This window comes from Arthrobacter sp. E70 (genome assembly GCF_058266945.1).
This window is the reverse complement of record NZ_JBYQFR010000006.1, coordinates 69,746-89,632: the sequence shown is the minus strand read 5'-3', so window position 1 is coordinate 89,632 and position 19,887 is coordinate 69,746. Positions and strand designations below refer to the sequence as shown.

Here is a 19,887-nt window from a genome sequence, read left to right as displayed (position 1 = left end):
CGGCATCGTGAGCAATGCAGAAGCCACGGCTTCACCAGACCACACCGGAACGGGAAGCGGAACCGCACCGGCCCACAACCCCGAAGCCGCCCGGCTCAGGGCCCTCCTGGAACCAGCGGTCCAGGCCAACCGCCTGTACCTCGAAGACGTCGCCATCAACATTGCCGGCTCCCACCGCGTGGTCCACGTCGTGGTGGACCTGCCCCAGGAAGAGACCGGCGGCGTCAGCCTCGACGTCATCGCCGACATCTCAAAGGTGCTCTCGGATGTCATGGACAGCGACCCCAGCGCCGACAGCCGGCCGTACGACCTCGAAGTGTCCTCGCCCGGCGTTGCGCGCCCGCTGACCGAGCCGCGGCACTGGCACCGGGCCAAAGGCCGGATGGTCAAGGTCAACGTCATCCAGGGCGAAAACATCACCGGCCGCATCCAGTCGGTGGACGGCGGGGGAGTGACCCTCGTCCCGGAAATCGCCGTCAAGAAGGGTATGAAACCCCGCCAGGGTGAGCCCGTAAAGCTTCCTTTCGACAGGATCCGCAACGGAAAAGTCGAGATCGAATTCAGCCACCTCACGGAGGACGGTCTGGAACCTGAACACAATGGACCTTCTGAGGAGGCCTGATGGATATTGACATGAGCGCACTGAGACTTTTGGAGCGTGAGCGTGAAATCCCGCTGGACCTCCTGATCCCCACCATCGAGCAGGCGCTCCTGGTGGCCTACCACAAGTCGCCCGGCGCCTTCGAGAAAGCGCGCGCAGAGCTGGACCGCAAGAGCGGCCACGTCACCATTTGGGCTGTGGAGCTGGACGACGACGGCGCCCCCATCGGCGAATTCGAGCACACCCCCGAGGGGTTCGGCCGCATTGCCGCCAGCACCGCGCGCCAGATCATCCTGCAGCGCCTGCGCGACGTCGAGGACGACAACGTCCTGGGCGAGTTCAAGGGACGCGAAGGTGAGCTGGTCTCCGGCACCATCCAGCAGGGCAACAACCCCCACATGGTCCAGGTCAACCTCGGCTCGGTGGAGGCGCTCCTGCCGCCGCCCGAGCAGGTCCCCGGCGAGAAGTACATCCACGGCAACCGGCTGCGCGCCCTGGTGATCGACGTCCACCGCGGCACCAAGGGCCCGTCCGTCACCCTGTCCAGGTCCCACCCCGGACTGGTCCGGAAGCTCTTCGAACTGGAAGTGCCGGAAATCGCCGACCGCTCCGTGGAGATCGTGGCGCTGGCGCGTGAAGCCGGCCACCGCACCAAGATCGCGGTCAAAGCCAAGACTCCCGGCATCAACGCCAAGGGTGCCTGCATCGGCGAAATGGGCTCCCGGGTCCGCGCTGTCATGACCGAGCTCAACGACGAGAAGATCGACATCGTCGACTTCAACGAGGACCCTGCAACCTTCATCGCCAGCGCCCTCTCCCCGTCGCGCGTGAATTCCGTCACCATCACCGATGAAGCCACCCGGTCAGCCCGCGTGGTGGTCCCGGACTACCAACTGTCCCTGGCCATCGGCAAGGAGGGCCAGAACGCCCGCCTGGCCGCCAAGCTGACCGGCTGGCGCATCGACATTGTCTCCGACGCCGCCGGCGGCCGGGACAAGTAACGGGCTGCGGCGCAGCGACAGCCGCGCCGCAGCCGCCCGTTGGGGCAGAACGCCCCGGAGGGGCTAGAATAGATAAGACCGCGCCTAACGGCCGGCAGTCGTGTGCCCTGGGCATGCTCGTTTCCGTCACCGCGGAGCCGGGTTGTCCGTGGCCAGCAGAGTGAACGTCAGGACGATGACCGTGGAAGAAGTGCTTTCCCCCGGAAATCAGCCTGAACGCACCTGCATCGGATGCCGCAAGAAAGGCCCGCGGTCGCAGTTGCTCCGGCTCGTCGCCGCCGGCAGCGGGTCAACCGCTGTCGTGGTGGATGAACGACGCCGGATGGCTGGCCGGGGTGCCTGGCTGCACCCCACCGAATCGTGCCTGGCTCTGGCGACAAAGCGGCGGGCCTTCGGACGCGCCCTTCCGGGCGCGACCGGGACAGCCGCCGTCGAACACTGGATCACGTCAGGTCCGAACGTTGCGGAGGCGCAAGCCGCCACAACACCAACCGTCCAACCTGAAAGCGGGTCAGAAATCTGATGGAAACCCGATGAGTTCCCAGCGATGAGTGCGTAACGATGACAACTTTGTTGCGCTCTGCAATGGGCCCCCTCGCCTCAACAGCGGCCGGGGTCCGCAGTAAGAAGTAGACGGTTCGTGCCTGGCTCGGTGCGGACCGAGACAGGAGAAATGTGGCCAAGGTCCGCGTACATGAGCTCGCCAAAGAGCTCGGTATAACTTCCAAAGATGCAGTGACAAAACTGCAGGAACTGGGCGAATTCGTTCGCTCCGCCTCTTCCACCATTGAGGCCCCCGTCGTGCGGAAGCTGCGCAACGCCTTCCCCGACGCCGCTGCCAAGTCAGCAGCTCCCGCCGCCGCACCCAAGGCGCCGGCACCCGCAGCAGAATCACGTCCTTCAGCCCCGGCCCCCGGCCCGGCTGCGCCCAAGGCTCCGGCCCCCAAGGCACCGGCACCGGCAGCTCCCGCCCAGGCAGCAGCCCAGGCGGCCCCTGCCGCCGCAGCGCCTGCTGCCCCCGCGGCTCCGTCTGCGGGTGCGCCGTCTTCGGCTGCTCCCTCCACCGGCGCCAAGCCCGGTGCCCGTCCGGCACCCAAGGCTGAGACCCCGGCTCCTTCCGCCCGTCCGGGTGGTTCCACGCCGTCTGCCGGACCCCGCCCCGGCGGTCCCCGTCCGGGCAACAACCCCTTCGCCACCTCACAGGGCATGCCCCGTGGCCGCGGCGGAGACGGTGACCGCGCGCCGCGTCCGGGCAACAACCCGTTCGCTACGTCGCAGGGCATGCCCCGTCCCGGCGGCAGCCGCGCCGATGGCGAGCGTCCCGGCGGTCCCCGTCCCGCAGCCGGTGCGGGCGGACCCCGTCCCGGTGGTCCCCGTCCGGCAGCAGGCGCGGGCGGCCCCCGTCCCGCAGCTGGTGCAGGCGGCCCGCGTCCGGGCGCACCGCGTCCCGGCGGTCCCCGTCCCACTCCGGGCATGATGCCCAACCGCACTGAGCGTCCTGCACCCGCAGGTGCAGGCCGTCCCGGCGGCGGCCGCGGTCCAGGACGCCCCGGTGGCGCTCCCGGAACCGGTGGTCCCGGTGGCGGCGGCGGTGCTCCCGCCGGCGGTGGCTTCGGCAAGGGCGGACGCGGCCGCGGCGGCACCCAGGGTGCCTTCGGCAAGGGCGGCGCAGGCCGTGGCAAGCAGCGCAAGTCCAAGCGCGCGAAGCGCCAGGAACTTGAGCAGATGAGTGCACCGTCGCTGGGTGGCGTGAGCGTACCCCGCGGCGACGGCAACACTGTGATCCGGCTTCGCCGTGGCTCGTCCATCACGGACTTCGCCGACAAGATCGAGGCAAACCCCGCCGCACTGGTGACCGTGCTGTTCCACCTCGGTGAAATGGCCACCGCCACCCAGTCGCTGGACGAAGACACCTTCGCCCTGCTCGGCGAGGAACTGGGCTACAAGCTCCAGGTCGTGTCCCCGGAGGACGAGGAGCGCGAGCTGCTCTCCAGCTTCGACATCGACTTCGACGCCGAACTGGAAGCCGAAGGCGACGAGGAACTCGAGGCACGTCCTCCGGTTGTCACCGTCATGGGCCACGTCGACCACGGTAAGACCCGCCTGCTTGACGCCATCCGCAAGTCCGACGTCATGGCGGGCGAGCACGGCGGCATCACCCAGCACATCGGTGCCTACCAGGTCACGCACAACCACGAAGGCGAAGACCGCAAGATCACCTTCATCGATACCCCTGGCCACGAGGCGTTCACCGCCATGCGTGCCCGTGGTGCGAAGGTCACCGACATCGCCATCCTGGTGGTTGCAGCGGACGACGGCGTCATGCCCCAGACCGTTGAAGCCCTCAACCACGCCCAGGCGGCCAACGTGCCGATCGTCGTGGCCGTGAACAAGATCGACAAGGAAGGCGCCAACCCGGACAAGGTCCGCGGCCAGCTGACCGAGTACGGCCTGGTTCCCGAGGAATACGGTGGCGACACCATGTTCGTGGAGGTATCTGCCCGCCAGAACCTGCACATCGACGAGCTGCTCGAGGCTGTCCTGCTCACCGCGGACGCTGCCCTGGACATGCGCGCCAACCCGAACAAGGACGCCCGCGGTATCGCCATCGAAGCGAACCTGGACAAGGGCCGCGGTGCCGTGGCTACCGTCCTGGTGCAGTCCGGCACGCTGCGCGTCGGCGACACCATCGTTGCAGGCACGGCCCACGGCCGCGTCCGTGCGATGTTCGACGACGACGGCAGCGCCCTGACCGAGGCCGGCCCGTCCCGCCCCGTCCAGGTGCTCGGCCTGTCCAACGTCCCGCGTGCAGGTGACACCTTCTTCGTGACCGCTGACGAGCGCACCGCCCGCCAGATCGCCGAGAAGCGTGAAGCCGCCGACCGCAACGCCGCACTGGCCAAGCGCCGCAAGCGCATCAGCCTCGAAGACTTCGACCAGGCCGTTGCCGAAGGCAAGATCGACACCCTCAACCTCATCCTCAAGGGTGACGTGTCCGGTGCCGTCGAAGCCCTCGAAGACGCGCTGCTCAAGATCGACGTCGGCGAAGGCGTGCAGCTGCGCGTCATCCACCGCGGTGTGGGTGCCATCACGCAGAACGACGTCAACCTGGCAACGGTCGACTCCGCCGTCATCATCGGCTTCAACGTCAAGCCGGCCGAGCGGGTCGCCGAACTGGCCGACCGCGAAGGCGTGGACATGCGGTTCTACTCCGTCATCTACGCTGCGATCGACGACATCGAGATGGCTCTCAAGGGCATGCTCAAGCCGGAATACGAAGAGGTCCAGCTCGGTACCGCCGAAGTCCGCGAAGTCTTCCGCTCCTCCAAGTTCGGAAACATCGCCGGCTCGATCGTCCGCTCGGGCATCATCCGCCGCAACAGCAAGGCACGCGTCAGCCGCGACGGCAAGATCATCGGTGACAACCTCACCGTCGAGTCGCTCAAGCGCTTCAAGGACGACGCCACCGAGGTCCGCACGGACTTCGAGTGTGGTATCGGTCTTGGGTCGTACAACGACATCGTCGAAGGTGACATCATCGAGACCTTCGAGATGCGCGAGAAGCCGCGCGTCTAAGGTGTCTTAGCCTTACCGGTGCGGGGCCGTCGGGATTTTCCGGCGGCCCCGCCCCTTCGCTGGGTGGCCTACGTCTGACGACGTCGGCCACCCAGCTTCGGCAGGCCCGATGCCACTCCCAGGCCGCCGGAAAATCCCGACGGTAGTCCCGTCGTAGACTCGCCCTAGGTGCGTGGCAAAAACCTCAACGTGCGCTGGCAGCTCCTGTTGCCGCCGTCGTACGTCCCTTATTTTTTCTTTTTATAGGAGTTTGTTCATGGCTGATCCGGCACGTGCTGCGAAGTTGGCGCAGCGGATTAAGGTTGTTGTTGCTGAGGCCCTGGGCCGGCGGATCAAGGATCCTCGGGTGGAGGGCGTTACTGTTACCGACGCCCGGGTGACCAATGACCTGCAGCACGCCACTGTCTACTACACGGTTTTCGGCGACCAGGCCGTCCAGGCTGATGCTGCCAAGGGGCTGGAAAAGGCCAAGGGTGTGCTTCGGCAGGAAGTTGGCCGGAACATCACTGCGCGGCTGACTCCCACCCTCGAATTCGTTGCCGACCAGATCCCTGTCAACGCATCCAACCTGGAGGAACTGCTCCGGGAGGCCCGGAAGCGGGACGCCGAGGTAGCCGCCCTGGCCGCCAACGCGCGGCACGCCGGCGACGCAGACCCGTACAAGTCCGACGCGTCCGCCGACGTCGACATCGATGAAGACGACTTCGACGAAGAGGACCTGGACCTCAGCGGCGACGACGACTTCGACGAGGACGGCAGCAAGTAGAACGCACACCCAGGGCCCGGGAGCTGATCCCGGGCCCTGGGGGTTTAAAAGGCTGCCGGCTTGATGCCGGTGCCTACCGCAGGTCGGCCTTGATGACCTTCCCCGCCGGTGGCTGTGACGGATCGCCGAGGGCGTCGATCGTGGCGTAGAGGTTGTGGCCCTTGACCTCGACGTCGGCCGGCAGGTTCACCTTGAGGAACTGCGACCGGTGGCCCGAGCAGGTGAACTTCACAATCTCGCCGCCGAACAGCGAGGCGACGTAGATGTCGCCCTCATCAGTGACGGCCAGACCGGTGGGGGTCAGGATGTGGTCCGCCCACAAGTCAACGTCGCCGTTGGACGGATTAATCTTGAAGACCGCCCCGCGCTCACCCAGTTCCGGGCCCTCCGTACCGCCCGGCAAGGACGTCACATACAGCATGCCGTCGGGACCCAGCGCGACATCGGTGGGAACGGGCTCAAAGGCGTACTTGTGCCCTGCCACGCAGTCCGGCACCTTGAAGGTTCCGCCGTGCATGTCGGTGGGAACCACGAATCCTTTCGGAATGACCGCCGGCCGTGGCGGCAGGACCGCAAGGGTGTCGATGTCACCGTCCTTCAGGTTGACCTTGAGGATGGCATTCATGCCCGCATCCGCGACGTACGCGGTGTCGTCCTTCACTGCGAGGGCGTAGGGATGGGAGTCCACAAGGCCCTTGTACTTGGCGGGCGGGAAGGCTGGCCAGCCGGCCAGGCACTGGTCGCTGACGTCGCGGCCGAACCCATAGCGCTGCTTTCCATCCGGGTTGTGGCTTCGTTCGTAGTCCGCGAAGTCGGCGATCTTCTCCACGTGCCCCTTCGCGTCAATGGACTTCAGGAAACCACCAAGGGCTTTGGGGTCCCCCTGCCCTGCGCCCACGCTCTCAAGGAAGAAGGTGGTGCTGCCGCGCGTGTCCGAGCCAGCCACCTCCCAGCCCTCGGGAGTGTCGGTGGCCAGGTTGTCAGTAGAACCGTCACGGCTGATGCGGGTGAGCTTCCCGATGAAGTCCTGGGAGACGAGGACCGATTTGCCGGTTGCGACGCTCAGGTGCAGCGGTGAAACGAATCCGCCGGCCAGCACGTCGTAGTCCGCTGTGGAGTCGCCGGCGACGGCAGGGCCCGCGGAGGCTATGAAAGCAGCAGTGGCCGCTATTGAGGCCAAGAGAGTGAGTCTTTTCTTCATTGGGTACTCCGGGCTGGAAGCCCTTGTTGGTCCGGTTAAGGAGCCTCCGCAGAGGCGAAATATGGGAACCCCCGGCGTAAGAGTAGGCCCCTACCAGCGGGTATGCACTGCAGGCATGCCCCCCAATTTCCCCCTTTTCCATCCCCTAACGCTGCGCTGTGGCTAGGATCGTGCTATGACGTCCGAAGACCGGGGGAACGGCCCCTTCCAGTACCTTCAACAGGCCGTGCAATTGGCCACCTGGAACGTCAGCCAGGGCGGCGGCCCCTTCGGCGCGGTGGTGGTGACGCCGGACGGGACAGTCCATGAGGGCGTTAACCGGGTGACCCGGGACAACGACCCCACCGCCCATGCCGAAGTTGTCGCCATCCGGGCAGCGGCCGCGGCGACGGCGAACTTCGACCTCGGCGGCTCAATCCTGTACGCCAGCTGCGAGCCGTGCCCACTGTGCCTGGCTTCCGCATTGTGGGCAAGGATCGGCCACGTCTACTTTGCCGCCGACCGCCACGGGGCAGCGGCCGCGGGTTTCGACGACGCCCTCTTCTACGACTACTTCAGCGGCAGCAAGCCCGAACTGATGCCGGTCACCAGGGATGACATCCCGACGTCGGATATCCCCTTCCAGACCTGGCGCGCCTTCGAGGGCAGGACGGAATACTAGCCATGGAACCGGTGCTCATCAGCTGCCCGGCCTGCGGAAAGACGAACCGGGTGCCCGCCTCGGCAGCGGGCCATCCCCGGTGCGGCAACTGCAGGGCCGACCTGCCGTGGATCGTGTCCGCGGACGACACCGACTTCACCGAGGTGGCCGAAAACTCGCAGGTTCCCGTGCTGGTGGACTTCTGGGCCGCGTGGTGCGGGCCCTGCCGCATGGTCAGCCCGGTGCTGGACAAGCTCGCCCGGGAGCGCCCCGGAAAGATCAAGCTGGTGAAAGTGGACGTGGACAAATCCCCACGGCTGTCGCAGCGCTTCGATGTACAGGCCATCCCCACGCTGATGGTGATCGTCGACGGCAAGGTGGCTGCCCGCCAGGCAGGCGCCGCCCCGGCGAACGTCCTCCGCTCCTGGCTGGATAACGTCGTCGCCCGCGCCGGCAGCTAGTCCCCGGAACCCCTGCCGTGCCTGGGAGGGAGCCGTGAGAGCCCCTCGAGCAGGTCCTGCTTCCGGCCGCACAACGCGATGCGCACCCACCCCTCGCCGATGGACCCGAACGCTGTCCCCGGTGCCAGCGCCACCCCTGATTCGGCCAGGAAGCGCCGCACCCAACTGCGTACGTCACCGCCGGTGACGTGGGACATGTCCGCCCAGAGGTAGAAAGCGCCATCGGCCCTCAGATACGGGATGCCCTTGGCGTCGAGCACGGCGGAAGCGGCGTCCCGGTTGGTCCGGTAATGCCCATGCGCGTGCCGCACGTAGTCCTGGGGGCCGGTGAGGGCCGCAAGCGCCGCGTACTGCGGCGGTGACGCCACGCAGGAGACGATCGACTCCATCACGTTGTCCATTTTTTGTTCCAGCCCGGGCGGGCAAATCAGGGCGCCGATCCGCAGCCCCGTCAAGCCGTAGGTCTTGGACAGCGTCAGGGAGGTGAAGACGCGCGCGTCGCCGGCAGTACCGCCGTCGAACCTTGCCGGGCTGATGTGCGGCACATCGTAGGTGAAGGCCTCGTAGCACTCGTCGGAGATGACCCACAGGTCGTGGCGGCGGGCCAGGTCCATCAGTTCCCGGATCGTGTCCTCTCCAAGCACCGCGCCGAGGGGGTTCGAGGGGGAATTCAGGACCAGCACCCGGGTGCGCCCGGTGATCAGGGCCGCAACGTCGTCGACCCGCGGCTGGAAGCCATGGTCCGGGTGCAGCGGGTACCCCACGGGCACGGCGTTGAGCAGCCGCGCGGTCATCGCGAAGGTGGGGTAGCCCGGATTCGGGATCAGGATCTCGTCGCCGGGGGAGAGCAGCAGGCTCATGGCGAAGTGGAGCCCCTGCTGCGCCCCGGACACCACATAGACCCGGTCCGCCCCGACATCGACGCCCTGCTCAGCCCGGAACCTCGCGGCGAAAGCTTCACGCAGGGCGGGGATCCCCGCGTTCGGGGTGTAATTCGTTTCATCCCGGTCAAGGCACGCGATGCCGGCATCGAGGACGTGGCGGGGAAGGGGGAAGCCCGGCTCACCGATGCTCAGCACCAGCGCATCCGGCGTCCGCCAGGCGGCCTCCGTGATCTCACGTATCTGGTTCACGGGCACGTCGCGGACATGGGCGGCAAGCTCAGGCATGCCAGCCATCCTAGCTGCGTCCCGCTGCGCCGGGGCGCCCACCAGCGCCGATATACTGGGAGGCGTGCTTTCTGGACTGGTGATAGTGGACAAGCCGCAGGGATGGACCAGCCATGATGTGGTTGGCCGGATGCGGCGCCTCGCAGGTACCCGGAAAGTGGGCCATGCAGGCACCCTTGATCCGATGGCCACGGGCGTGCTCGTGGTGGGCATCAACAAGGCCACCCGGCTGCTCACCTACATCGTGGGCACCTCCAAGACCTATACCGCCACGATCCGCCTGGGCCAGTCCACCGTGACGGACGACGCCGAGGGTGAGGTGGTTGCCACAGCCGGCACCGCCGCCGTCGACGAGCAGGCAATCCACGACGGCGTCGCCGCCCTCAGGGGTGACATCCAGCAGGTGCCCAGCAGTGTCAGCGCGATCAAGGTCAACGGCGAACGCGCCTATGCGCGCGTCCGTTCCGGCGAAGACGTCAAGCTGGCTGCGCGTCCGGTCACCATCCACCGGTTCGAGGTCCACGGCATCCGCCGCGACCCCGAAGCGGACGTGATCGACCTGGATGTGACGGTGGAATGCTCCTCGGGAACCTACATCCGCGCCCTGGCCCGTGACCTCGGCAACGCGCTGGGCGTCGGGGGACACCTCACCGCGCTGCGCCGCACCCACGTTGGCCCGTACTCGCTCGAACAGGCCCGCACCCTCGAACAACTCGCCGAAGAGCTCAACGTGCTGGACATGTCCGACGCCGCCCGTGCACTCATGCCCAACCGCGAACTGAGCGCAGAGGAAACCACGGAGATCTCCTTCGGGCGGCGCATCGCCTCAGGCACCGCCCCCGGGAGCCCGTCAGCAGCCACCCCCGAGCACCCCGCCGCTGCCTTCGCCCCGGACGGCAGCCTGGTGGCCCTCCTTGCCGACGCCGGAAACTACGCCAAACCCGTGCTCGTGTTCGCCCCCGGCAGCGGCTCGCCGGCCAGCGCGCCCGCGGAGGCCTAGGCGTGGACGCATACTTTTACATCATCCTCGTCGTCGGCCTGGTGTCCACGGTGCTGTGCCTGGGCGCCGGCATCCTTCGAAAGGCGCCGAACGACGTCACCCTCCTGTCCGTCGTGGCGGTGGAAGTGGCCCTGGTCGTGTATCTCGTCGGCTCCATCGTGCGGGTGATCGCCGGCGAGGCAATGGCCGGCGAGGCCTGGGAGTTCTGGGGCTACATGGCCACCGCCATGCTCCTGCCTCCGGCCGCCGTCTACTGGTCCATCCTGGAACGCACGCGGTGGAGCAACTTTGTCCTGGCTGCCGTCGGCGTCACCGCGCTGGTGATGGCCGCCCGAATGAACCAAATCTGGTACTGAAGTGGAAGAAGCACGCAGCATGAAAGACCAGCAGCCCCGTACCGCCGCGGGCAGCGCGCCCCTGCAGGACAGCCGCAACACCCGCAACACGGGCCCGGGCCGGCTGCTGATTGCCGTGTACGGGGTGTTCGCCATCTCCGCTACGGCACGTGCGGGCTACCAGATCCTCACCAAGTTCTCCGAAGCCCCGGTGGCCTACCTGCTCTCTGCCTTCGCCGCCCTCGTATACGTGGTGGCCACGGTATCCCTGGCCAAGTCCGGCACCACCTGGTTCAAGGTGTCCGTTGCCGCGGTGCTGGTTGAACTGGCAGGAGTCCTGGTGGTGGGAGCCCTGAGCGTGTTCGATTCCGTGCAGTTCCCGCACGAGACCGTGTGGTCCCTTTTTGGCCGCGGCTACGGTTTCATCCCCCTCCTGCTTCCAGTGCTCGGCCTGGTGTGGCTGTACCGCCGCCGCCCCTCACGGGCCACGGCGCCGCAGGCCAAGGCGCGGCAGTGAATCCGGGTACCCTTGAAGAGTTCCGCGGCCGCCAAGGTGCCGGGACACTGAATTTCCGCAGTCAGCTAAGGCGAGGGTGATGGTCTACATCTGGAACGATCCGTCCGAGGTCCCGGTTGACTTCGGCCCATCCGTCGTTACCTTCGGGAACTTCGATGGCGTTCACCGCGGGCACCAGCAGGTGCTCTCCCAGCTGATCCGCTCGGCGCGCCGCACCCACGCAAAGGCCGTGGCAGTCACCTTCGACCCGCATCCCGCCCAGGTCCACCGGCCCGAGGCCGCGCCCGAACTGATCATGGGCCTGGACGACAAACTGGAAGCACTGGGCGAACTCGGCCTCGATGCGATCCTGGTGGTCAAGTACTCACTGGACCTTGCCAGCCTGACGGCCGAGGAATTCGTGGAGCAGTACCTGGTGGACTGTTTGCACGCGAGCCAGGTGGTGATCGGCCACGACGCCCGCTTCGGGAGGGGCAATTCCGGCGACCTGGACACCATGAAGGCGCTGGGCGACAAGTTCGGTTTCGACGTCCAGGTCATCAGCGAGTTCGGCTCCGAGGGCTACCCGCTTCACGACGACGACGGCAAGGACCGGCGCTGTTCGTCCACCTGGGTGCGTGAAGCCCTGCAGGAGGGCGACGTCGTCACCGCGGCTGCCGTGCTGGGGCGCGCGCACAGGATGCGCGGCGAAGTTGTCCACGGCGCAGCCCGGGGCAGGGCGCTCGGTTTCCCCACAGCGAACCTTTCATCCAACGCCACCGGGCTGATCCCTGCGGACGGGATTTACGCGGGATGGCTCGTTGACCAGGCCGGGAAGCGCTGGCCGGCCGCCATCTCCGTGGGTTCCAACCCCACGTTCGACGGCGTCAGCCGCCAGGTGGAGGCGCACGTGATCGACAGGCCCAAGGAGGCCGTGGAGGACTTCGATCTGTACGGCCAGACAGTAATCGTGGAATTCGTCGAGCGGCTCCGGGGCATGGTGGCCTACCGTGGCCCTGAGGCTTTGGTGGAACAGATGCGCCTGGACGTGGTGCAGGCGCACCAGCTCCTGGCCGGCCACTGACGCATCCGCCGGGTGGACCACAACGAAAGGCAGCACGTGTCCGTCGAGAAGAACACCCGCAAGCTGGACAAGGGGATCGTCCGCGACTTCAGCTCCCGGATGAGCTACGCCTCCTACCTGCAGCTGCCCACGCTGCTGAGCGCCCAGCAGCCCGTCAGCCAGCCCGAGCACCACGACGAACTGCTGTTCATCATCCAGCACCAGACCACCGAGCTGTGGCTCAAGCTGGTCCTGCACGAACTGCGGAGCGCCGCGGCCTGGCTGCGGTCTGACGACCTAGGGTCGGCGTTGAAGGGGATTGCCCGGGTCAAGCACATCCAGAGGACGCTCACGGAGCAGTGGTCCGTGCTCGCCACCCTGACGCCCACGGAGTACTCCCAGTTCCGCGGTTTCCTGGGGAATTCCTCGGGCTTCCAGTCCGCCCAGTACCGCGCCGTGGAATTCGTGCTCGGCAACAAGAACCGCAAGATGCTGCCCGTTTTCGAATCCGATCCCCAGGCCCACGCCATGCTGGAGGAGCTCCTTACTGCCCCGAGCATCTACGACGAATTCCTGGCCTACCTTTCGCGGCATGGGTTTGCGGTGCCGCGTGCCGTCCTGGAACGGGACGTCACCCGGGCCCACGAGTTCGCTCCGGACCTGGTTCCGCTCTTCAAACACATTTATGAACACGCCGCGGACAACTGGGCCGCCTACGAGGCGTGCGAGGAACTGGTGGACCTGGAGGACAACTTCCAGCTGTGGCGTTTCCGGCACCTGCGCACCGTCCAGCGGACCATCGGCATGAAGACCGGCACCGGCGGATCCAGCGGCGTGACCTTCCTGCAGAAGGCGCTGGAACTGACGTTCTTCCCGGAACTATTCGCTGTCAGGACGGAGATCGGGCAATGAGCCAACACCTGCAAAACATTCCAGTAACGGCCCAGGCTTGGCAGCAGCGCGCCGCCGACCTTGACCGCCACGATCCCCTGGCGCAGTACCGGGAGCGTTTCGTGGGAACTGACACCGCCCTGTCCTACCTGGACGGCAACTCCCTGGGCCGGCCCCTGAAGCGGACAGCCGCGGATATCGCCGCCTTTATCAATGACGAATGGGGCGGCCGGCTCATCCGCGGCTGGGACGAGCGCTGGCTCAACCTGCCCCATGCGATCGGGGACCAGCTGGGCCGCGCAGTACTTGGGGCAGCCCCGGGACAGACCATCATCGCCGATTCCACCACCGTGGTGCTGTACAAGCTGATCCGCGCGGCGCTGGCGGCCGTGGCCGATCCCGACCGGAACGAACTCGTCCTCGACACCGAGAACTTCCCCACCGACCGCTACCTCGTGGAGGGCATCGCCCTTGAGGAAGGCCTGACGCTGCGCTGGATCACTCCCGATCCCGCCGCCGGGGTGACCGTTGAACAGGTGCGCGAAGCAGCCGGGCCGCGCACCGCCGTCGTACTCCTCAGCCAGATCGCCTACCGCTCCGGCCACCTCGCGGACCTGCCGGGCATCACAGCGGCGGTCCACGACGCCGGCGCGGTGGTCGTATGGGACCTGTGCCATTCCGCGGGGTCGGTGGAGATCGGTCTCGACGGCACAGGAGTGGACTTCGCTGCGGGCTGCACCTACAAGTACCTCAACGGCGGGCCGGGGTCGCCGGCGTTCGCCTATGTCAATGCCCGGCACCTGCCCTCGCTGAACCAGCCCATCTGGGGATGGATGGGCCGCAAGGACGCCTTCGAAATGGGCGCCGGCTACCAACCTGCCGAGGGTATCCGCCGGTTCCTCAGCGGCACGCCAGCCATTTTCGGGATGCTGGCCATGCAGGGCACCCTGGATCTCATCGAGGAAGCCTCCATGGCCGCCGTCCGCGCCAAATCCGAGAAGCTGACAGCCTTCGCCGTGGAGCTGTTCGACGCCTGGCTGGCACCGCTGGGCGCTGAACTGGCCTCGCCGCGTGACCCCGCCCTGCGCGGAAGCCACATCACGGTGGACCACCCGGACTTCACCAAGGCCACCGTGGAGGCGCTGTGGGCCCAGGACGTGATCCCCGACTTCCGGTCACCGCGCGGCATCCGGGTGGGCCTGTCGCCGCTGAGCACCAGCTTCGGGGAAGTCCTGCAGGGCATGGCAGCCATCCGTGACAGGCTGGCCGGCTGATCGGCACTTTTTCGACAAGGTTAGGGCGCGGCCGGTAAACTGGACGATGGATCCGGCTGCAGTCCGTGGCGGCTGGGTCCTGTTGCCCACGGCCAGATCCGGTTGACCGGTCCTGGACGGAGGCGGCAGACCCGGCGGTGAGTTTCCGACCGGGCCCGCACGGCACATTTCCAAGGAGTAATTGTGGCACTTGACGCCGCTGTAAAGCAGTCCATCATCAAGGAATACGCAACCGCGGAAGGCGACACCGGTTCGCCCGAGGTCCAGGTTGCCGTCCTGACCCAGCGGATCAAGGATCTGACTGAGCACATGAAGGAGCACAAGCACGACTTCCACACCCAGCGCGGTCTGCTGGCCATGGTTGGTCGTCGCAAGCGTATGCTGAGCTACCTCAAGAAGACCGACATCGCCCGCTACCGTTCGCTCATCGAGCGCCTCGGCCTGCGCCGCTAGTCTGGCTTTGGGGCGGCCCTTCCACCATGGAAAGGGCCGCCCTTTCCAAAAGAAAAACTAAACAGGAGGATCAACCGCATCACGCATTCGCGGTCCTCGGTAGTGATCCCCGGGAACGGCTTCAGCGACTGAAGCCGGCGGCCCGTGGGTCTCGATCGATGACCGGGTGCAGGGCCAGTAGACAGATGCTGGGCTGGGTTGATGCGGCTGGACTTCCGTGAAACAGAAACGGAGGTGACTCTCTTGGAGGGTCCCGAAATCCAGTTCTCAGAGGCAGTCATTGACAATGGCCGTTTCGGCAAGCGGGTCATCCGCTTCGAAACCGGCCGCCTCGCCAAGCAGGCAGCAGGCGCTGCCATGGTGTACATCGACGATGACACCGCGCTGCTGTCCGCCACCACCGCCGGCAAGCACCCGCGCGAAGGCTTCGACTTCTTCCCGCTCACGGTCGACGTCGAAGAGCGCATGTACGCCGCCGGCCGCATCCCGGGCTCGTTCTTCCGCCGCGAAGGCCGCCCGTCCACCGAAGCCATCCTGGCCTGCCGCCTGATGGACCGCCCGCTGCGCCCGGCCTTCATCAAGGGCCTGCGCAACGAAGTCCAGATCGTCGTGACCGTCCTGGCCATCAACCCTGACGAGCTCTACGACGTGGTGGCCATCAACGCCTCCTCGATGTCCACCCAGCTCTCCGGCCTGCCGTTCTCCGGCCCCATCGGTGGCGTCCGCGTTGCCCTGATCGCCGACGACAACGGTTCCCAGTGGGTTGCTTTCCCCAAGCACTCGCAGCTGGAAAACTCCGTGTTCAACATGGTGGTGGCCGGCCGCGTTGCTGGTGACGACGTCGCCATCATGATGGTGGAAGCCGAAGCCACGGACAACTCCTGGAACCTCATCAAGGAACAGGGCGCCACCGCCCCCACCGAAGAGGTCGTGGCCGAAGGCCTCGAAGCTGCCAAGCCGTTCATCAAGGCACTTTGCGACGCCCAGGCTGACCTGGCTGCCCGCGCAGCCAAGCCCACCGTCGAATTCCCGGTCTTCCTGGACTACGAGGACGACGCCTACGCCGCCGTCGAAAACGCTGCCGCCGAGAAGCTGGCCGCTGTCTTCCAGATCGCCGACAAGCAGGAGCGCGACAATGCCTCCGACGCCCTGAAGGACGAGGTCCTCGCCGACCTTGCCGGCCAGTTCGAGGGACGCGAGAAGGAGCTGTCCGCAGCATTCCGCTCGGTCACCAAGCACGTGGTGCGCCAGCGCATCCTCAAGGACCAGGTCCGCATCGACGGCCGTGGCCTGACGGACATCCGCCAGCTCACCGCCGAGGTCGAGGTCCTTCCCCGTGTCCACGGCTCGGCCATCTTCGAGCGCGGCGAGACCCAGATCATGGGTGTCACCACGCTGAACATGCTGAAGATGGAACAGCAGATCGACTCGCTGTCGCCGGTGAAGACCAAGCGCTACATGCACAACTACAACTTCCCGCCGTACTCCACCGGTGAAACCGGCCGCGTGGGCTCCCCGAAGCGCCGCGAAATCGGCCACGGTGCCCTGGCCGAGCGTGCGCTCGTCCCGGTCCTGCCGTCCCGCGAGGAATTCCCCTACGCCATCCGCCAGGTATCCGAGGCCCTCGGTTCCAACGGTTCGACGTCGATGGGTTCCGTCTGCGCCTCCACCCTGTCCATGCTGAACGCCGGTGTGCCCCTGAAGGCCGCCGTCGCCGGCATCGCCATGGGCCTGGTTTCCGACCAGGTTGACGGCCAGACCCGCTACGCGGCACTGACCGACATCCTCGGCGCCGAAGACGCCTTCGGCGACATGGACTTCAAGGTCGCCGGTACGTCCGAGTTCGTCACCGCCATCCAGTTGGACACCAAGCTGGACGGCATCCCCGCCTCGGTCCTGGCGGCAGCGCTGAAGCAGGCCCGCGAAGCCCGCCTGCACATCCTCGAGGTCATCAACTCGGCCATCGACACCCCGGACGAGCTCTCCGAGTTCGCCCCGCGCGTCATCGCCGTGAAGATCCCCGTGGACAAGATCGGCGAAGTCATCGGCCCCAAGGGCAAGATGATCAACCAGATCCAGGAAGACACCGGCGCCGACATCTCCATCGAGGATGACGGCACGGTCTACATTGGCGCTACCAACGGTCCGTCTGCAGAAGCAGCACGCTCCGCCATCAACGCCATCGCGAACCCGCAGGTCCCGGAAATCGGCGAGCGCTACCTGGGTACGGTCGTCAAGACCACCACCTTCGGTGCCTTCGTGTCGCTGACCCCGGGCAAGGACGGCCTCCTGCACATCTCCGAACTGCGGAAGCTCGCCAACGGCAAGCGCGTGGACAACGTCGATGACGTCGTCTCGGTCGGCCAGAAGATCCAGGTGGAAATCACCAAGATCGATGACCGCGGCAAGCTCTCCCTCGCCCCGGTGGTAGCCGAGGACGAGGCCGCCGGCGACACCGAGCGTGCCCACGCTTCGGAGCCCGCTGAAGGCTCTGACGCCTAGTCAGTTTCCGGACTTCCGGCATAGCACTGAATCGGCGGGGCCGGTGGATGATCCACCGGCCCCGCCGCTGTTACGATGGCAGCCAGATCCGGCTGCCCCCTTTGAAAGGCCTTCATGACTGTTGTACCCCTGCCGCTTGAGCAGAACCACGCCGGCGACACCCTGGTCCACGGCTCCGACGGAGGGTCCGAGGTGCGCCGCTCAGTGCTGCCCGGGGGAGTGCGGGTACTGACCGAGGCGATGCCGGGCCAGCGGTCGGCCACGATCGGGTTCTGGGTTGGCGTGGGGTCCCGCGATGAGGCCCCGGGCCAGCATGGTTCCACCCACTTCCTGGAGCACCTCCTGTTCAAGGGGACCAGGCGGCGTACGGCCCTGGAGATCGCTTCCGCGTTTGACGAAGTGGGCGGGGAATCCAACGCCGCCACGGCCAAGGAAAGCACCTGCTACTTTGCCCGCGTCCTGGACACCGACCTGCCCATGGCCATCGATGTCATCGCGGACATGATCACCGGGGCCGTGCTGGATCCGGACGAGATGGAGCAGGAGCGGGACGTCATCCTCGAGGAAATCGCGATGGACAGCGACGACCCCACCGACGTCGCCCACGAGCACTTCGTCTCAGCTGTCCTCGGCAGCCACCCCCTGGGCCGGCCCATCGGCGGCACGCCGAGCGCCATCAAGGCCGTGGCCCGGGACTCCGTCTGGGAGCACTACCGCAGGTACTACAAGCCGGAGGAACTGGTCATCACTGCGGCCGGTGGGCTGGACCACGACGTCGTTTGCGGACTCGTGGTTGATGCGCTTGAATCGGCCGGCTGGTCACTGGAGCCCGACGCGGCCCCGGTCAAGCGCCGCTCCACCGAACGTGCCTTGATCACCGGAACGGCAGGCCTGCACGTGGTCAAGCGTGCCGTGGAACAGGCGAACATCATTATGGGCTGCCCCACGATCGTGGCCACGGACGAACGCCGCTACGTGATGAGCGTCCTGAACGCGGTCCTGGGCGGCGGCATGTCCTCCAGGCTGTTCCAGGAGATCCGCGAGAAGCGGGGACTGGTGTACTCCACCTACTCCTTTGCATCCTCCTACGCCGACGCCGGCTACTTCGGCATGTACGCCGGCTGCACGCCGTCCAAGGTGCGGCAGGTGCTGGACCTGCTGGCCGTCGAGCTGGAGAAACTGGCAGAACACGGAATCTCCGAGGACGAACTCCGCAAGGCCGTGGGCCAGCTCGGGGGCGGAATCGTCCTGGCGCTCGAGGACACCGGATCCCGGATGTCCCGGCTGGGCCGTGCCGAACTCGTCTCGGGCGAGTACCAGGACATCGACGAGACGCTGCGGCTCATCAAGGCAGTCACGGCCGAGCAGGTCCAGGAGCTCGCGGCCGAACTTGCCGCCGCGCCCCGCACTGTCACGGTAGTGGGCCCCTTCGAGGAGTCGGAAACCTTCGGGTTCCCTGCCCGGGTACCCGTCTAGCCCCACAGCTACTGTTCCCCCGGACACGCACTGTACTGCGGGCTTAAGATAACCCCATCCGGCGCCGATTCCGCCGGGGTGAGGGGAGTGCAGTGCAGGGATCCGCGCCCGGAGGCGGCCAGGGGGTTCACGACGACGGTGGCGCGCCCGCCGCCGGCCATCCCGCCTTGACAGGTTTGATCGGTCACTGGCGGGGAAGCACCCTTCTAGCGGCAGGTCCGTGGGGGCCTGAGCGCAGCGTGGACGCTGAGGTGTCCTACAGCCCCCTGGCCGGCGGTTTCGGGGTGGTGCAGAGCTACCGGCACGTGGAGGCCGACGGCAGGCACTTCGAAGGACATGGCATCTTCAGCATCGACCCCGTCCGCAAGGACGTGCTCTGGTACTACGTCGACAGCACAGGCGCACCTCCCGCTGCCGCCGCCCGGTGCACCTGGCATGGCGGCGTCATCAGGGTCGAGCGGCAAAGCGGCGCAGGCTGGACCCGCCATGCCATCAGCGTTGAGGGCGGCGTCCTGCAGCACGTGACTAAGTTGCGCTCAGCGGGCACGTCCGACGCCGATGCCGGGCCACGTGCGGATGCCGACGGAAAGTATCCGGCCTACAGGCCGTTCATGCGGTCAGTCTTCCGCCGCGCCTGACGGCTTGGGCTCACTGCGTTTCAATGATGCGGGTGGTCGGTGTGCCAGCGAGGGCGGGAGCATTCGCGGGGGAACGCCAGACCTTGGTCCGCAGGTTCATCAACAACCGCTCCGCCTGGGCGAGGTCTGCGAAGTCCAGTTCCACCACGATGTAGTGTGGCTCGCCCACCGGACGGCCAATCCGGTGCGTGAGCACGCCGGAAGCTGCCCTGCCAACCGGATCCCGGTCGAAGGCCGCCTTCCAGGTGTCGAAGTCCGTGATGCTGTGTTCTATCTGCAGGGTGTACATGCCCGCTCCTCCTTGCTTTCTCTTCCCGGGTTGCCCCAGCCCTGGGACTTCCCAC

Annotated in this window: 20 protein-coding genes; 17 read left to right on the top strand and 3 right to left on the bottom strand. The window is 66.7% G+C overall.

Going from position 1 to position 19,887, the window contains the following annotated elements; all coding sequences use genetic code 11:
• Nucleotides 1-7 precede the first annotated feature (7 nt).
• From rimP to rbfA, 5 genes are all read left to right on the top strand, one after another.
• Nucleotides 8-622: a ribosome maturation factor RimP gene (gene rimP, locus AC3IMC_RS09290; RefSeq protein ID WP_490918220.1), complete on the top strand. Its 615-nt coding sequence runs from the start codon at nt 8-10 to the stop codon at nt 620-622.
• Nucleotides 622-1,602: a transcription termination factor NusA gene (nusA, locus tag AC3IMC_RS09285; protein WP_490918219.1), complete on the top strand. Its 981-nt coding sequence runs from the start codon at nt 622-624 to the stop codon at nt 1,600-1,602. Before rimP ends, nusA begins: the two co-directional genes overlap by 1 nt.
• 175 nt (nt 1,603-1,777) lie before the next feature.
• Nucleotides 1,778-2,125 (top strand): YlxR family protein, encoded by a 348-nt coding sequence (locus AC3IMC_RS09280; RefSeq protein WP_490918218.1) that lies wholly within the window; start codon nt 1,778-1,780, stop codon nt 2,123-2,125.
• A gap of 152 nt (nt 2,126-2,277) precedes the next feature.
• Nucleotides 2,278-5,178 (top strand): translation initiation factor IF-2, encoded by a 2,901-nt coding sequence (gene infB / locus AC3IMC_RS09275; protein ID WP_490918217.1) that lies wholly within the window; start codon nt 2,278-2,280, stop codon nt 5,176-5,178.
• Between the two features lie 256 nt (nt 5,179-5,434).
• Nucleotides 5,435-5,944, top strand: coding sequence for a 30S ribosome-binding factor RbfA (gene rbfA, locus AC3IMC_RS09270; protein WP_490918216.1), 510 nt, complete (start codon nt 5,435-5,437; stop codon nt 5,942-5,944).
• 73 nt (nt 5,945-6,017) lie between these two features.
• Here the strand turns inward: rbfA and AC3IMC_RS09265 are convergent, their stop codons facing one another.
• Entirely contained in the window at nt 6,018-7,145 is a 1,128-nt protein-coding gene (locus tag AC3IMC_RS09265; RefSeq protein WP_490918215.1) for a ScyD/ScyE family protein, read from the bottom strand.
• Nucleotides 7,146-7,320: 175 nt separating this feature from the next.
• On the opposite strand from AC3IMC_RS09265, the gene AC3IMC_RS09260 reads away from it, so the two are divergent.
• Together AC3IMC_RS09260 and trxA are read left to right on the top strand one after the other, a co-directional pair.
• Nucleotides 7,321-7,806 carry a nucleoside deaminase gene (locus AC3IMC_RS09260; RefSeq protein ID WP_490918214.1) on the top strand — a complete coding sequence of 162 codons (486 nt, stop codon included), beginning with the start codon at nt 7,321-7,323 and terminating at the stop codon, nt 7,804-7,806.
• A 2-nt stretch (nt 7,807-7,808) separates the two neighbouring features.
• Nucleotides 7,809-8,246 carry a thioredoxin gene (gene trxA / locus AC3IMC_RS09255; protein WP_490918213.1) on the top strand — a complete coding sequence of 146 codons (438 nt, stop codon included), beginning with the start codon at nt 7,809-7,811 and terminating at the stop codon, nt 8,244-8,246.
• Here trxA and AC3IMC_RS09250 read toward each other — a convergent pair.
• On the bottom strand, nt 8,243-9,415 hold the full coding sequence (locus AC3IMC_RS09250; protein WP_490918212.1) for a pyridoxal phosphate-dependent aminotransferase: 1,173 nt from the start codon (nt 9,413-9,415) through the stop codon (nt 8,243-8,245). The two genes, trxA and AC3IMC_RS09250, sit on opposite strands and share 4 nt — an antisense overlap.
• 64 nt (nt 9,416-9,479) lie before the next feature.
• Here AC3IMC_RS09250 and truB point away from each other — a divergent pair, with 64 nt between their 5' ends.
• The 10 genes from truB to AC3IMC_RS09200 all read left to right on the top strand — a co-directional run bounded on the left by truB (nt 9,480) and on the right by AC3IMC_RS09200 (nt 19,543).
• Complete coding sequence (truB, locus tag AC3IMC_RS09245; protein ID WP_490918211.1) at nt 9,480-10,415, top strand: tRNA pseudouridine(55) synthase TruB; 936 nt, start codon at nt 9,480-9,482, stop codon at nt 10,413-10,415.
• A gap of 2 nt (nt 10,416-10,417) precedes the next feature.
• A complete protein-coding gene (locus tag AC3IMC_RS09240) occupies nt 10,418-10,771 on the top strand; it encodes a hypothetical protein (protein WP_490918209.1) in 354 nt (117 codons plus the stop codon).
• Between the two features lie 19 nt (nt 10,772-10,790).
• Complete coding sequence (locus AC3IMC_RS09235) at nt 10,791-11,267, top strand: hypothetical protein (protein ID WP_490918207.1); 477 nt, start codon at nt 10,791-10,793, stop codon at nt 11,265-11,267.
• 79 nt (nt 11,268-11,346) lie between these two features.
• Nucleotides 11,347-12,330, top strand: coding sequence for a bifunctional riboflavin kinase/FAD synthetase (locus AC3IMC_RS09230; protein WP_490918206.1), 984 nt, complete (start codon nt 11,347-11,349; stop codon nt 12,328-12,330).
• Nucleotides 12,331-12,366: 36 nt separating this feature from the next.
• On the top strand, nt 12,367-13,221 hold the full coding sequence (gene kynA, locus AC3IMC_RS09225; protein WP_490918399.1) for a tryptophan 2,3-dioxygenase: 855 nt from the start codon (nt 12,367-12,369) through the stop codon (nt 13,219-13,221).
• On the top strand, nt 13,218-14,474 hold the full coding sequence (locus AC3IMC_RS09220; protein ID WP_490918205.1) for a kynureninase: 1,257 nt from the start codon (nt 13,218-13,220) through the stop codon (nt 14,472-14,474). The genes kynA and AC3IMC_RS09220 overlap by 4 nt, the downstream gene beginning before the upstream one ends.
• Before the next feature lie 183 nt (nt 14,475-14,657).
• Nucleotides 14,658-14,927 carry a 30S ribosomal protein S15 gene (gene rpsO / locus AC3IMC_RS09215; RefSeq protein WP_009372966.1) on the top strand — a complete coding sequence of 90 codons (270 nt, stop codon included), beginning with the start codon at nt 14,658-14,660 and terminating at the stop codon, nt 14,925-14,927.
• Between the two features lie 243 nt (nt 14,928-15,170).
• Entirely contained in the window at nt 15,171-17,429 is a 2,259-nt protein-coding gene (locus AC3IMC_RS09210) for a polyribonucleotide nucleotidyltransferase (protein ID WP_490918398.1), read from the top strand.
• 114 nt (nt 17,430-17,543) lie between these two features.
• Entirely contained in the window at nt 17,544-18,905 is a 1,362-nt protein-coding gene (locus AC3IMC_RS09205; RefSeq protein ID WP_490918203.1) for a M16 family metallopeptidase, read from the top strand.
• Nucleotides 18,906-18,997: 92 nt separating this feature from the next.
• Complete coding sequence (locus AC3IMC_RS09200) at nt 18,998-19,543, top strand: DUF1579 family protein (RefSeq protein ID WP_490918202.1); 546 nt, start codon at nt 18,998-19,000, stop codon at nt 19,541-19,543.
• 10 nt (nt 19,544-19,553) lie between these two features.
• Here the strand turns inward: AC3IMC_RS09200 and AC3IMC_RS09195 are convergent, their stop codons facing one another.
• A complete protein-coding gene (locus tag AC3IMC_RS09195) occupies nt 19,554-19,832 on the bottom strand; it encodes a hypothetical protein (protein WP_490918201.1) in 279 nt (92 codons plus the stop codon).
• Nucleotides 19,833-19,887 lie beyond the last annotated feature (55 nt).

Bases quoted from the DNA above. Each gene is read 5' to 3' on its own strand.
- AC3IMC_RS09220 (WP_490918205.1), top strand. From the start codon at position 13,218: ATGAGCCAACACCTGCAAAACATTCCAGTAACGGCCCAGGCTTGGCAG.
- AC3IMC_RS09250 (WP_490918212.1), bottom strand. From the start codon at position 9,415: ATGCCTGAGCTTGCCGCCCATGTCCGCGACGTGCCCGTGAACCAGATA.
- AC3IMC_RS09235 (WP_490918207.1), top strand. From the start codon at position 10,791: ATGAAAGACCAGCAGCCCCGTACCGCCGCGGGCAGCGCGCCCCTGCAG.
- trxA (WP_490918213.1), top strand. From the start codon at position 7,809: ATGGAACCGGTGCTCATCAGCTGCCCGGCCTGCGGAAAGACGAACCGG.
- nusA (WP_490918219.1), top strand. From the start codon at position 622: ATGGATATTGACATGAGCGCACTGAGACTTTTGGAGCGTGAGCGTGAA.
- AC3IMC_RS09230 (WP_490918206.1), top strand. From the start codon at position 11,347: ATGGTCTACATCTGGAACGATCCGTCCGAGGTCCCGGTTGACTTCGGC.
- AC3IMC_RS09195 (WP_490918201.1), bottom strand. From the start codon at position 19,832: ATGTACACCCTGCAGATAGAACACAGCATCACGGACTTCGACACCTGG.
- AC3IMC_RS09265 (WP_490918215.1), bottom strand. From the start codon at position 7,145: ATGAAGAAAAGACTCACTCTCTTGGCCTCAATAGCGGCCACTGCTGCT.
- AC3IMC_RS09280 (WP_490918218.1), top strand. From the start codon at position 1,778: ATGACCGTGGAAGAAGTGCTTTCCCCCGGAAATCAGCCTGAACGCACC.
- AC3IMC_RS09260 (WP_490918214.1), top strand. From the start codon at position 7,321: ATGACGTCCGAAGACCGGGGGAACGGCCCCTTCCAGTACCTTCAACAG.
- rbfA (WP_490918216.1), top strand. From the start codon at position 5,435: ATGGCTGATCCGGCACGTGCTGCGAAGTTGGCGCAGCGGATTAAGGTT.
- AC3IMC_RS09205 (WP_490918203.1), top strand. From the start codon at position 17,544: ATGACTGTTGTACCCCTGCCGCTTGAGCAGAACCACGCCGGCGACACC.